This is a genomic window from Dictyobacter kobayashii (assembly GCF_003967555.1).
Classification (GTDB): domain Bacteria; phylum Chloroflexota; class Ktedonobacteria; order Ktedonobacterales; family Ktedonobacteraceae; genus Dictyobacter; species Dictyobacter kobayashii.
In genome coordinates this window covers 4730794-4744951 of the sequence record NZ_BIFS01000001.1, presented here as the reverse complement: position 1 = coordinate 4744951, position 14158 = coordinate 4730794, and the positions used below count along the sequence as shown (strand labels likewise).

Below are 14158 nucleotides of genomic sequence, written 5' to 3'. Positions count from 1 at the left end.
ATCCTTTTTTTATGTTGCAGCAAGTGCGCATCCGCGCACTTGCTGCAACATAAAAAAAGGATGAGTACTGCTGGTGTGAGAACTCATACGCGCAGCAGGCGGTGATTACGGGGATAAAGCAATCTTTTAATGATTTATTGCAGCAGGTGCACATCTGTGCACCTGCTGCAATAAATCATTAAAAGATTGGGGGCGTCAGCGCCCCAGGCTGGCAAAACTCGTTTATTGAAGGTGCAGGCTTGAACGTGCCGGAGCAAACACAAGGGTCTCTTCATCATGGAAGACATTTTTGGGCGCGATCTGAGTCCAGGTGTAAAGATGGTTATTGTGGGTACCAACATAGATGGTGCCAACATAGCTGGCCCCCGACAACAGAAAATCACCACTGGTCTGCTGCCAACTGGTGCCAGCAAACGTAGTGGCACTACCCGTCTTTGCATCGGTCAACCCCAATTTATTTGCTTGCTGCTGGAGATACTTAGCCGGGTCAACTGAACCAGCATCAGACATGACGATCGACACCTGAGCGGTGTTACTACTATCCGCTATTTTCAGCGTAGTACCACTCTGGCTGCTACTCCATCCCTGGGGATATTCCATCGAGAGCCCAAGCGTGCTGTTAGTAACGGACTGCAGTGGATTTGTGGCTGGCGAGATCGTGAATGGCTGCGCCAGAGCGATCCAACTGCCAAGAGCCACCACACAGATCAGGACGATAGCGGCAACAGCAATCAGTAATGTGCGCTTTTTGCCCATACCCGCTGGTTTTGACTTTGATGGCACTGCTGGTTGCAGCAGTGCTTCTCTGTTGCGCGGAACTGGCGTGGCAAGATTGGCTGGCGCCGAGCTGGGCGCAGACTTTACACTGGGAACCGGCGGATACGAGCTCAACGCATTAAATCCTGGCGCAGAGATATTTCTAGCCACACCAGGAGAACTGGCCGGGGATGGCGTCTTCTCTCTAACAACCTCAGGCGTCTGCCATTGAGCGGTAGGCAACTGGTCGATATGCCCATCCCGGGGCGTGTCTTGAGATAGAGGAGTCTCGGCCTGGCGGTCAGCCGCTGGCTGAACGGGTGAGGAGACAGATTTCAACTGTGCAGTCGGCAGATGGGTAAGGGTGGTTTCGGTAAGCGTCTCTTCATCAGCCACAGAGCTGGCAGCCGCCAAAGGTCGAGTCGGCAGGTATTCAACCTCATCGTCCTGCGACTGGGACTGCGGCTCAGGCTGACTCACAGCTGGCTCTCTGGCTACTTGAGAAGGCTCGGCGGCGGCTGGCTTATCCGCGTCATCCCATATTTTTACATGCAGGTCACGGGCAGGCGGAGGAGTCGAAGGAAGGATAGGAAACTCATTTTGCTGCACATCCTGGCGCACCTGCGCTTTATCGTCGCCAGTCATAACATGAGTCAGCGGTCCCGGCCAGGCAATATTGGCAGATGGTTGCTCGGCGCTCCCTCTACGGGGCAGGCGCGACCCTGAATTTAACCTGCGCGCATTGGAAGGTCCAGCGGGAACATTATTCGCATCAACTGATCTTTCAGGCGTCGATTGCGGTACATTCTGTTCAGGAGTCGCTTCAGCCGCTGGCCTGTCAGCAACAGGTGATTCAGCAGCGGACAACGGGCCAGGAGCCTTTCCCGGCTCACGTGCCTCTGACCGGGCCGTTGGAGCGGGAGATTGCATATCATACCCCTGGATACCCAGCCAGGGCGTTACATTTGTAGCATCGTGTCCCTGGATACCCAGCCAGGGCGTTACATTTGGATTGGCAGGCTGTTTGGAATGGGCGGACGGCTGCTGGGCCACCTGCTCAGGCAAGGCGAATTGCGACCCTGCGATATCATTTTTCTTTACAGGCGCATCATTGTTTACTGCCATACGCGCATGAGGACTTAATGGATGATCAGGGACCAGGGTACCACAATTATTGCAAAACCGCGCGTCCTCTCGCGGTAGCTCTGTCCCACAATGAGTACATACTGTCGCCACGGAGCATCTCCTAATAACTAGCTCTTAACGCACCTTACGTTAGCTGAAAAGCAGCAAACAGTCAAGTAACTGGATCATACATAGCACATATATACAATAATATATATGTAATCGTCGCAAATTCACAAGGACAATACAAAGCTGGAATAAGCAGCCAAAACGACGAACCGTACCTGCACACACAGGTACGGTTCGTCGTTTTGGCTGCTTATTCCAGCTTCTCTGGATATTTATTTCAGGGTCAAGAGAGCTTCGCGCTCGGCGGCACTGGCAAAGGGCTGCTGGTTCTTTACGATCTCAACCAGTTTTTTGCGTCCCTTGGGGCTGCCAATCATCAACACACCCACCAGTTTGTTCTTTTGGAAGAAGAGGCGGCGATAATTCTCATTGCCTTTTTCACCTGGCTCACGCAGAGCAATTGTCTCCATTTCGGGGTTATTTGATTCAGCACTACCAACCACGGCAATGTTGACATCAAATAGTGGGCTGGTGTAGGTAGGAACATCGACATAGGCCTGCTTACCACCGGCCATATTGATGGCCGCGACCTGTCCATGGGCTTTCGCATTATCCCAGGTGCCCATGGTGTGATGGCGATTGACGGTAGAGTCATAAAAGTTGGCGACGTCGCCGGCTGCATAGACGCCTGGCACGTTTGTCTCCAGGAATTCATTGACGACCACACCACCATTCACCTCGATGGGTGAGCCCTCTAAAATCTGGGTGTTCAGCGTAATACCCAGGCCCACACCAATCATATCGGCCTGAATCTCACGGCCCTTCTTGGTCTTGACGTAGCTGGGCACACCATTGGAGGGGATCACCGAATCGATTTCATCACCGTGAATCACCTCGACCCCAAATTTTTTGGCAATGTTATCCACAACTTCGCCGCCATCGGTATCCAGCGAGTTACGCAACCAGTAAGGGCCACGCATCATCCAGACGGTGTCGAGCTTGCGCACCGCAAAGCCATCGCACAGCTCATAGGCGATGAAGCTACCACCATAAGCCAGGGCCGTACGCGACTCCAGCATGCGCTCAACAATGGTTTTGGTATCGTCAAGGGTGACAAAGTTATAAATATGTTTAGTATCCTTGGCGCCCGGAACATTGAGGGGATTGGCCCAGCCGCCGCTGGCAACCAATAAAGCATCATAGGGGAATTCACGCCCATCCTCTGTGCTGACCACACGCTCTTCAGTATTGACGCCTGTCACCAGAGTCTCTGTGATCAGATGAATGTTACGCTGCTCATGCCAGGCAAAGTCGCGGATCATGACTTTCTGCTCCACGATCACGCCCTGCAGGAAACGTGGCAGAGACACACGGTTGTACAGTGGATAGCGCTCGTTGGTTAATAGATGGATGCTGCAGTTGGGGTCATTCTTACGCAGCGTCTCGGCAGCAGTCGTACCGGCAACGCCATTGCCGATGATTACATATCGTTTCTCGTGAGTTGCCAAAAAGTCTCTCCTTGTATGAAATATCATTCTCGTCTGCTATAGAAAGCATGAGATAAACTCATTTTTTATGCCAGGTAGCAAAATATTAGCACAGTCAACCTGTAAATACCATGGTTGAGTATGCTATAGCATGCATGGAGTTCTATCAAAAAATCTCCACCTGTGACCTCCCCATATTCTCACTCGCGGGAAGTGCAATGCGCCGCTGGATGACCCTATTATAAACTATCCCGTAAGCTTCATTAGCTTGAACGCAACAGCAACAAGAACAGCGATTTGCGCTGTTTATGCAATGCATATCGTTGTTCTTGTTGCTTAAAGGTGTTACAGGGGTAGGTAGCTAAAAATGAGCCATACGTTGAGGGCCGTTACCATTAATGCAAGCAGGATATGGATGGTGGTCAGGTAGCGTGGGTTGGTAAATTCACCCAGGAGGTCACGGCGGCAGGATAGGACGATGACAGCTACAATAGTAAAGGGCAGTTGTAAGCTTAAGACCACCTGGCTGATCACCAATATCTGTACAGAGGATACCCCCATAGCGGTTACTACCAGGGCCGGGATCAAAGTAATAATGCGCCAGATCCAGACCGCGACCGGCTTATTGAGAAATCCCTGTAAGACTACCTGGCCGGCCAGCGTTCCTGTCATGGAAGATGAGAGGCCCGAGGCCAGCAGTCCTACGCCAAAGGCAATGCCCGCAAACACGCCCAGCACCGGAATTAAAGTAACGTAGGCGGTCTGCAGATCCAGGTTATCGGCATTAACATGATGGTAAAAAACGGCCCCCGCCACTACCAGCATGGCGGCATTGACAAAAAAAGCGACATTGAGGGCGGCAATCGTATCAATTTTTGAGAGCTGCAAAACCTTACGCCGCTCGGCCAATGAGGCCTCCGGGCCACTAAGACGTTGATGAGAGAGGTATGAGTGCAGAAACACATTATGCGGCATGACGGTCGCACCAAGAATACCAACGGCAACCAGGACACTGCCAGTAGATAATTGCGGAACAATGACATGAAAACCAACACCACCCCAATCAGGATGGAGCAAGGCAGTTTCATAGACATAGGCCAATCCAATGATCGAGACAAAGCCAATTATAATGTATTCAATCTTGCGAAATCCCCAGCGGCTTAAACCAAGCAGCCCCATCACGATAATCCCGGTCAGAATGGCCCCGAGCACCAATGGGATACCAAAGAGAATCTGGAAACCCAGGGCCCCACCAACAATCTCGGCCAGATCGGTTGCCATAATGGCAATAACAGAAGTTGCCGCAAAACAATTGACGATCGGGCGTGGAAATTGCTCGCGCACAAGTTGAGCAAGATCTTTACCAGTAGCGATACCAAGTTTGGATGAGGCAATTTGCAGGAAGATAGCCACAATATTACTGACGAGGATAACCCATAAAAGCTGATAGCCGAAACCAGCACCAGCCGCCAGATTAGTCCCCCAGTTGCCCGGGTCCATATATCCCACACTAATCAAAAAACCGGGACCCAGAGCCTTCAAAATCTCTCGTAAGCCCAGTCCCCAACGATTATTGCCAGTCCATAAATGCTTCCCCTGGCAGAGCAGGCGAATATGTATGGGGCCTCATACTCCACTTTGCTACGTGATTTTGATAATAATGCCATACGCTATTTTCCTCATCTACAATATGTATGCGCAATAATGTATTCAGGTATTAAGAATGACCATTGCAGCAATTTTATGTATATTGCTTATACGATCAACTCCAATCATTTCGAGACGTACTACTCGGTTGTTACGGCAGAACCGTGACGATTATGTGCTCGGCCAGTTCAAATCCCAACATATAATCCGCCATCGCCGCCTCCTCGCCAACACGGATATGCAAAGGCCCTTCAAATGGGGCACGCGAGAGAAGCTGAATGCGGCTTTCAGGATAGAGGCCGAGGCTACCCAGGTAGCATAATTTCTCAGGATCCTGGTCGCTAACGCGCAAAATCTGTGCGCTCGTTCCCTCAGGCAGTTGAGATAGTTTTATGCCCTTACGCACAACCATCACACCGTCTTTACTGGGAATAGGATCTCCATGGGGATCGACTGTAGGATAACCCAGCAACTGATCGAGCTTCTCTTCAAACTCCTCTGAGATCACATGCTCTAAGCGATCAGCCTCTGCATGCACTTTATCCCAGCTATAGCCTAGCTCACGAGCCAGGTAGAGCTCCAGCAAGCGGTGATGGCGAATCACTTCCATCGCCTTCTGCTCGCCGAGGGGTGTTAGACGAACGCCATGGTAAGGAACATGCTCAACCCAACCTGCCGAAGCAAATTCTTTAAACATCATTGTCGCGGTGGCATCGCTTACTCCCAGCCTCTCGCTAACTGCGGAGGTTGATACTTTTTGATTGCGCTCCTGGAGTGCATAGATGACCTTGAGGCAATCGCTGATGCGCGGAGCAAGCTCTTGAATAGGTTTCTGCACTTTTTCCTCTCCTCAAAAATCCATTTTTTAGTACCATAAAAATAAGGTTACCACACAACACAAACCTGGTCAAGAAGGAGTAAAGGAAAATGTTATGATAGCTTATAGTTTGTTTGCGGGCGTGCGCTGACGCGCCCGATCCTTTTTTTCTTGTGTGGTGCAAAAAAGTGCACTGGGCGCACTTTTTTGCACCACACAAGAATACTTCTTGAGCGCCAAAGGCGCTCAAACTCAGGCGTGAAGAGCGCGGTGATCATGAAGATCAGACACATCCTTAATTAATTGGTGCAAAGAGCAATTTTTGCACCAATTAATTAAGGATGTGTCACATCATAAAACATGCATTAATATAAATCAGCAGGCTCCCGGTCAAAAACCGGGAGCCTGCTGGGGTGGTGAGTATTAGTGATGCGCTAATGGGTTGGTCGGAAGCGAGCCTGGGCGGTGGTCGAGACCCAGCGACGCCCGTTGTTCCAGTAAGCTTCGATCTGCTCCAGGGTCTTGCCTTTGGTCTCAGGCACCAGGCGCCAGCAGAAGATCAGAGCGATTACGCCGATCGCGGCATATAACCAGAATGTACGTGCGGTTCCAATGGAACCAATCAGGCTCAAAAAGGTGACACTGACAATGAAATTCGATACCCAGTTAGCAAACGAACAGACACTGGCACCGGCACCGCGCACGTTAGTCGGGAAGATTTCGGCACTCATCAGCCAGAAAACCGGCCCCATGCTGATTGCGAATGAGATGATATAAACCATCAACGCCAGCAAGGTCAGGAGGCCAGCGTTAGCAACACCACTCGCAAAGATGATGCCCAGCAAGATCAGCCCGATGATCATGCCGATACAGCCAGTGATCAGGAGAATACGTCGCCCGGCTCGGTCCACCAGGAACAGGGCCACGATGGTCGCCAGCACATTGACGACACCAACAACACTGGTCGCCAGGATAGCGCTACTCGCCGACGCAACACCTGCCGATTGGAAGATGGTCGGTGCATAGTAGATAACGGTATTGATACCAACGAACTGCTGGAATACCGCCAGACCAACACCAACCAGAAGCGCCATACGAATCCCAGGTCCAAACAGATCGCGCAGTTTACCCTGTCTCTTATCCAGACTTAGAGAGGAGTGAATCTCTGACAATTCGAAATCGGGATCGGCTCCCTCGATGCGCTCCAACACCTGTCGCGCTTCATCCCAGCGTCCCTTGCCAGCATACCAGCGAGGAGTTTCCGGGCTAATAAGCATGCCGACGAAAAGCATGATACCTGGAATAGCCGCCGTCGCAAACATCGGCGCCCAGCCCATACCTGCATGGGCAAAAGCCAGGTCAACCCAGTAGGAAACCGCGATACCAATCGTAATGGCTAACTGGTTAAAGGTTACCAGTTTGCCGCGCATCTTATAAGGAGACATTTCTGAAATGTACACGGGAACTACGCTGGCCGCGGCTCCAATGGCAAGACCAACCATAGCACGGAAGAAAAGAAAGAGCGTGTAAGTTGGTGACAGAGCCGTCAGGATGGCTCCCACCGTAAAGATAACGGCCAGAAGGATCAGGGTCTTTTTTCGTCCCAGGCCATCATTTACTTTTCCGGCGACGATAGCACCGATGATAGCACCAATCAGGACAACACTGACCGCGAACTCTTGTTGCTGTGGATTAAGTGAAAACGTTTTGACGAGGAAGAGCTGAGCACCAGAAATGACGCCTGTGTCATAGCCAAAGAGCAATCCTCCCAAAGCAGCAACGCTAGTAATGAAGTAAACGGACAACTTTCTCGGCGCATGAGGAGTGGTAGCTTTCTGCATAGAATACCTCCCCCATCATGGGAAAGAAACCAGCCAATCCAATAGCCTTTTTCATTGTAACTGATTACAAACACAGCATTTAAATATTCACCCGCGGAAAAACAATCAGACAACTGGTTAGTACTCAGTATCTATCACGTCTCAAGAGGAATAATGTGACAGCCACTCGGATTATGATACTCTTCTTAATAGAAGACAAATCGTATATAATTCTATTCAACAATATCAGTATAGTTTCTCGGTGCAAAGGATGCGTATGGTGAAGGACGAATTAATAGGAAAGCAACTGGCTAGTTATATCCTCATGGAGTCATTGGGGCAGGGAGCATTTGGAAGTGTGTACCTTGGAAAACACTTTCTTCTGACCCAGAAGCCACCTGTCGCGATTAAGGTGCTGAACACGGCTTTGAACTCGCAAGAAGAATTTGATCGCTTCTTCCAGGAAGCTGTGATTCTGGATGAGCTGACTCATCCCAATATTTTGCCGATTCTGGATGCCAATTTATATGAGGGATATCCATTTTTTGTGGCCGAATATGCACCAGGAGGCTCGTTAAGGGATCGCCTGGATCAATTGAATGGCAGTCCAATGGATACGAATGAGGCCGTACGCATTTTGCAGCAGATTGGCCGGGGTCTTCAACATGCCCACGACATGGATGTCGTGCACCGAGATCTTAAGCCTGCCAATATCCTCTTCAATGCGCGAGGAGATGCCTTGCTGGCCGATTTTGGCATTGCCTTGCAGATTCAGAAGACGCGCCGTGTCGATGAGATTGGTACCCCGGCCTATATGTCGCCGGAACAGTTTAAGGGCAAGATCAGTAAAAAAAGCGATCAATATGCCCTGGGCTGCATCGCCTACGAAATATTTACGGGACAACAGATTTTCATGGCGGACGATCCTTATACAATCGGTTATAAACACATTTATGAGGCCCCGATCGAGCCGCACGATCTTAATCCAGCGATTCCTGCAGCGATTGAGGAGGCATTGCTCAAGGCCCTGGCCAAAGAGCGCGACGATCGTTATGAAAGCGTCGCCGATTTTATCCAGGCGCTGCTGGATGCGACCCCAAGCGAGGCTCCAGCGAAGAAATCTAATCCGCCTACGCAGGCAAAAAAAAATACGTCTCGTAGCGGCCAGCCAAAGCCAACACAGGTGGAGTCCAGGGAAGTTCATCATCATGTCATTGAAACAAATCCCCCTACGCGGGAGAGAAGAACCAACCAGCCTGAAGAGCCCGTAACGCTACCAAAGTTTCTGCAGAAGCGTGGCCAGGCACAGGCGCCAAACCAGACCACCAGGCATGTTACCCAGTTACGTCCAATGTGGAGCACCACCAGTGGGCTGGCGCATGTCTATTATTCTGAGCCCACCGTAGCCAATGGAATTATTTATGCCGGCACCTATAATTCAGTCAATTGGAGTACCGCCAGCCCCAGACATCTACGGGCACTGGATATCTCGACCGGCGAACACCTCTGGTCGTATAAGACGCAGTCTGGCATCTTTGAGGCCCCTGTATTTGCCGATGGCATCATCTATTTCTGTTCTGGCAACCTCGACAATGGCGGCAAGGTCTCTGCCCTGGATGCGGATACCGGTGAGCTTTACTGGTCCATCGAAACAGAGGAATACCTCAAGGCGACCCCCATTGTGCTCAATGATATCGTGTATGCCCATTCCAGCCACGCCGTCTATGCACTGAATGCAGCCACCGGTCAGCAATACTGGAATGTGACATTGAAAGCACAGTTACAGGGACGACCAATGATCGCCAATAATGAGGTCTATATCGCTACCGAACGCGGGCATTGCTACGCAGTTGACGCGGACCGTGGTCAAAAACTGGCCACCTATGCTGATGTCGGTCGGGTATATGCCGCAGTGACCTTTGACGAGCATATCGTCTGCATCTGCGTCAATAATGGTCAGCTCTACGCCCTGGATATGCAGACGGGCGAGACCTACTGGTCTATTCCACTGGAAAACGAGCTCGCCCACGAGATGGAGATCGTCAACGGCATCGCTTATATCAATATGCAAGGAGTCTTCAGCAACAGTACCGCCCGCACAAAACTATTTGCCCTCGATCTGGCTACGGGTAAACAACAATGGGGCGTCTACCTCAAAAATGAGATTGATGCGACCCGCTGGTCGTAGATGGCATTGTCTATCTCACCACGAAAAGCATGGAGCTCTATATGCTGGATGCCCAGCACGGCAAACTTATCCATTCGATTAAAATGAATGGCGAAAAAATGAGTCGTCCCTATGTGGCCAATGGCTGGATCTTCATCACTAACAGTGAGATCAATGCCTTTCAGTTGCTTTAGTTGATATGGTTGCAATACATGGGTTGCAACCATATCAACTAAAGGGCTCAGGCCCATCCGCAGGCAAATAGCTGGAACGTCTTCCCCCTGCATGTCCGTATATACAGTAACAGCATCGAATCCTGGATATGTTCAGTAGAAAGATGGGAAGAATGGCGAAACAAACTACAAGACCGGCACGAAATAGCGCCGACTATGGGTACCCCTCACCTGACATGATGGCACTTTCCGCCAGGGCGCTGGCGGTCTCACAACGTCTGACAGAGAACTATGGAGTGTCTACCTGGTCAAAAAAAGATCCTATGAGTATGCTGGTTGATATCATTCTGTCGCACCGCACCAAAGATGAGCAGACGGCGGCCGCCTATGACAGCCTGCTCAAGAAATTTGGTTCCTGGGAGGCGGTACGTGACGCTCCCACCAATGAAGTACAGGATGCCATCGCCAACGTCAACTGGCCTGAGGTCAAAGCGCCGCGCCTGCAAACGATTATGCGCCAGATCACCGAGGAGCGCGGCAATCTCGATCTTAATTTCTTGCGCGAGCTACCAGTCGAGGAGGCGGCCGCCTGGCTCAATCGTTTCGAAGGTGTAGGACCCAAGACCACGGCCTGTGTACTCCTCTTTAGCTGTCAGCTACCACTATTACCGGTTGATGTGCATGTCCACCGCGTCTCGGGACGCCTGGGGCTGATCGGCAAGAAGGTAACGGCCGATGCCGCGCACAATCTATTGCAGGCATTACTCCCTAATGACCCCAGGAGCATCTACAATTTCCATAAGGCCCTGCTGCGCCACGGCCAGAGGGTCTGCGTCTATGAACACCCCCGCTGCGGCAAATGCGCCATCACCGATCTGTGCGACTACTACAAAACGGTGGTGAAGGCCTGAGCTTTACAACGGAGCACATTTGCTGCAACTCACCATAAAACCAAGGTGGGCGCGGCAGCGCACGTACGCACAGGAGCAATTTGATTCTCATAGGTATAGAATCAAATTGTCCCTGTGCACAAAAAGGTTAGAGGGGGCGGCTGATGATAGGCTTTAGAGCTGGATAGAGGGCTTTATATACTTCATACGCCTGCTCGTAAGCTGGCGCGAGCGCGGTATCTGGCGCTGTCCTTTGCACTACCTGAACCGTGCGGGCACATGCCTCCTGCACCGTGGAGTAGGCTCCTCCGGCGACGCCAGCCAGCAGGGCTGCGCCAAAAGCTGGCCCTTCAGAAGCATTGGTAACGACCAGTTCGACACCCAGCACATCAGCGATAATCTGTCGCCAGAGAGGGCTCTTGGCGCCACCGCCGGTTGCACGCACCTGGTTTAATTGCAGGCCCTGCTCTTGAATAATGGCATAGCAATCCTTCAGGCTAAAGGCCACACCCTCCAGGACCGAACGGACCAGGTGGCGACGATCGTGGCTGGCGGTGAGGCCGATCCAACCACCACGGGCATAGGCATCCAGGTGAGGTGTACGCTCACCCTGCAGATATGGCAAGAAAATCAAGCCTTCACTGCCAGCGGGAATACTTTCCGCCTCTTTCGCCAATAGCTCATAAGGGTCGATGCCGGTCCAGCGCTCCAGGGCCCGCTCAGGCAGACCAATATTATCGCGCAGCCAGCGGAAAGAGAGGCCAGCTCCCTGGGTGACCCCCATCAAATACCAGGCATCAGGAACAGCATGATTAAATGTATGCACTCGTGGCACGGGACCAGAGGTATCTACCTGGGGCGAATTCGAATGCGCTAAAACGATGCCACTGGTGCCAACCGAGACCAGGGCCAGTCCCGGCTCAACCACACCATTGCCGACCGCGCCACAGGCATTATCCGCCCCACCACCAGCCACCGGTGTCCCGGCGCGCAAACCCGTAAGGCCAGCCACCTCTGCCGTAATACTGCCACTGGCCGCATCCGCTGGCACCACAGGAGGAAGAAGGGAGGGATTGAGCTCAAGGGCCGCCAGGACCTCCTGAGACCAGTTGCCATGTTTAACATCCAGCAGACACGTACCGGCCGCATCAGAGATCTCCATCGCCAGCACCCCCGTCAGGCGATAGCGAATATAATCTTTCGGCAATAGCATCGTCCGGGCCTGCGCAAATATCTCAGGCTCATTGTCGCGCACCCAGAGGAGCTTAGGGGCCGAAAAACCAGTTAAGGCTGGATTGCTGACATATTGAATCAAGTTACTGGCTCCAACCTTCTCTGTGATCCAGCGACATTGCGCATCGCTCCGCTGATCCGCCCAGATGATGCAGGGCCGTAAGACATGTTGATTGCTATCCAATAGCACCACACCATGCATCTGACCTGACAGCCCCAGACCACGTACATCTTCAGCCGCGGCACCTTTACTGGCACCTTCCTTCAAACACAGCCGGATCGCCGAAATAGTGGCCTCCCACCAATCAGAGGGATTCTGTTCGGCCCAGCCAGGATGAGGATGAAATAGAGGATATTCAAAGAAGGCATCAGCTATGACATGCCCATCCTCAACCGCGAAGAGGGCAGCTTTTACACCAGTAGTACCCAGATCGATACCTAACAGAGTTTGCATACATACTGCCTTTCAAAACGTGGTAAAACGTATTGATTTCTGCCTCCCTCCTCTCGATAGGCTTCAATAGCCTTACGACCGAGATTGAGCAGGCAGCACACCGCACTCGTGAGAGTGTGTGGCCCTAGCCGGGCAAGAGACCGTGAATCGTATCTCATTTTAACTGATTACACCTGTTCCCAGGTATGAATGGTTCTTTCAACCGCTTCATGTTTTACGTAATCTGAAATACATTTTACCACTTTTTCATCATTTTTCAAGAGCTGTTATCAAGCTCCTTTACGACGGAATTGTGGCCAGGTACTTACAGCAATGTAACCGGGCGCACTTCTACTGTCCATCCACAAACCTACATTTCAATAGGCAATTGAAGGGATTTGTTGTTAGTTTGATTGTACGCTAAATTTCGCCTCTTTGCATTGCAGGTAGTGTCGCCCCAGGGCTTTTTACTGTTCCTCTTTAGCACCTGCGGCGCCGGGGTGAGAGTGTGGGTGGTAGGCGGTTACGGCCGCCCACCATGCATGAAAGAGGGTCCATCGTATCGCTTGCCATGATCTCCCTGCGATTATAGCCGCTCTTCTTCTTGTAAGGATTCAATGCTGGCCGAGGGCGCGAGCATTTCTGAGGTTTCAGGCTGTTCCGCATTTTCATCTGCCACACGCACATAAGGAGCTCTTACGCGCTGGATGATGCGCAGGCCAATCAACTGGCCGAGAAGGACGGCGATAATACCACCACAGATGCTACAAAACAGGTAGAGCAAGGCCAGCAGGGCTTTCTGGCTGGTCAGCAGCGTCATATCGCCTAATGCCAGGCTACTAAAGGTGGTGTATGCGCCCAGGAAACCAACGTTGAGGAAGAGGCGACGAGCCGGATTGATAAACAGGGTCGCATCGGCCAGCGTTGACAGCAGTGCCAGCACAAATGCACCACTGATATTGATCAATAGAATGTCATAGGGCCAACCATTTCCCAGTGCCCCCTGAATAGCATGGCTGAGGAGATAGCGACTGATGGTACCTAAAAATCCACCACAGAAAACAATTGCCAGGCCCTGCCAGTTAAAATGTTTTTTTTGCATTTATAGCCACCATCCCGCCGCAATGCCCAGAGCGACAGCCAGTATACCCAGTATGACATTTTCACCCAGGTATAATGCACTTGCCCACAGCTTGCCACCACGAGCCAGCTGCACACCTTCCCAGGACATAGTACTGAAGGTGGTATAGCCACCTAAGAAGCCAGTGGCCAGGATGAGTTGTAAGGCGGGGCTAACGATATGCCGGGCCGTCAAAGCAAAGACCAGGCCAATCAAAAAAGAGCCACTGACATTAATAATGAGTGTTCCAAAGGGAAAAACGGAACCGGCACGACGGGTAATCATATATCCCAGCATATAACGTGCTACGGCTCCCAGAGCGCCTGCACATCCGATACCTACTAATTGCGCTAGAGAAGATACATTCATACTGCTTTCTTTACCTACTTTTTCAGATCTTGACGCAAAAAAACTCCTGACG

11 protein-coding genes are annotated in these 14158 nt (G+C 51.5%); 3 read left to right on the top strand and 8 right to left on the bottom strand.

The features are described from left to right. Window positions 1–222: 222 nt before the first annotated feature. From EL645_RS20735 to EL645_RS20715, 5 genes are all read right to left on the bottom strand, one after another. Window positions 223–1992, bottom strand: coding sequence for a zinc ribbon domain-containing protein (locus EL645_RS20735; protein ID WP_161977541.1), 1770 nt, complete (start codon window positions 1990–1992; stop codon window positions 223–225). A 230-nt stretch (window positions 1993–2222) separates the two neighbouring features. Further along, window positions 2223–3458 carry an NAD(P)/FAD-dependent oxidoreductase gene (locus EL645_RS20730; RefSeq protein WP_126552272.1) on the bottom strand — a complete coding sequence of 412 codons (1236 nt, stop codon included), beginning with the start codon at window positions 3456–3458 and terminating at the stop codon, window positions 2223–2225. Window positions 3459–3782: 324 nt separating this feature from the next. Beyond that, the gene (locus tag EL645_RS20725; protein ID WP_161977540.1) at window positions 3783–4979 is read right to left on the bottom strand and encodes an Nramp family divalent metal transporter; all 1197 of its coding nucleotides are present in this window, start codon (window positions 4977–4979) and stop codon (window positions 3783–3785) included. Between the two features lie 256 nt (window positions 4980–5235). Further along, entirely contained in the window at window positions 5236–5922 is a 687-nt protein-coding gene (locus EL645_RS20720; protein ID WP_126552270.1) for a metal-dependent transcriptional regulator, read from the bottom strand. Between the two features lie 413 nt (window positions 5923–6335). Then, window positions 6336–7742, bottom strand: coding sequence for a sugar porter family MFS transporter (locus EL645_RS20715; protein ID WP_126552269.1), 1407 nt, complete (start codon window positions 7740–7742; stop codon window positions 6336–6338). A 256-nt stretch (window positions 7743–7998) separates the two neighbouring features. Here EL645_RS20715 and EL645_RS20710 point away from each other — a divergent pair, with 256 nt between their 5' ends. The 3 genes from EL645_RS20710 (at window position 7999) to EL645_RS20705 (ending at window position 10972) form a co-directional block, all read left to right on the top strand. Then, entirely contained in the window at window positions 7999–9909 is a 1911-nt protein-coding gene (locus EL645_RS20710; protein ID WP_161977539.1) for a serine/threonine-protein kinase, read from the top strand. 41 nt (window positions 9910–9950) lie between these two features. Continuing rightward, a complete protein-coding gene (locus EL645_RS44345) occupies window positions 9951–10082 on the top strand; it encodes a hypothetical protein (protein ID WP_281276344.1) in 132 nt (43 codons plus the stop codon). Window positions 10083–10234: 152 nt separating this feature from the next. Further along, a complete protein-coding gene (locus EL645_RS20705; protein WP_126552267.1) occupies window positions 10235–10972 on the top strand; it encodes an endonuclease III domain-containing protein in 738 nt (245 codons plus the stop codon). A gap of 127 nt (window positions 10973–11099) precedes the next feature. Here the strand turns inward: EL645_RS20705 and xylB are convergent, their stop codons facing one another. The 3 genes from xylB to crcB (EL645_RS20690) all read right to left on the bottom strand — a co-directional run bounded on the left by xylB (window position 11100) and on the right by crcB (EL645_RS20690) (window position 14106). Continuing rightward, window positions 11100–12638, bottom strand: coding sequence for a xylulokinase (xylB, locus tag EL645_RS20700; protein ID WP_126552266.1), 1539 nt, complete (start codon window positions 12636–12638; stop codon window positions 11100–11102). Window positions 12639–13203: 565 nt separating this feature from the next. Further along, window positions 13204–13719, bottom strand: a complete 516-nt coding sequence (gene crcB, locus EL645_RS20695; protein WP_126552265.1) for a fluoride efflux transporter CrcB — start codon at window positions 13717–13719, stop codon at window positions 13204–13206. Next, window positions 13720–14106, bottom strand: a complete 387-nt coding sequence (gene crcB, locus EL645_RS20690) for a fluoride efflux transporter CrcB (RefSeq protein WP_126552264.1) — start codon at window positions 14104–14106, stop codon at window positions 13720–13722. Window positions 14107–14158 lie beyond the last annotated feature (52 nt).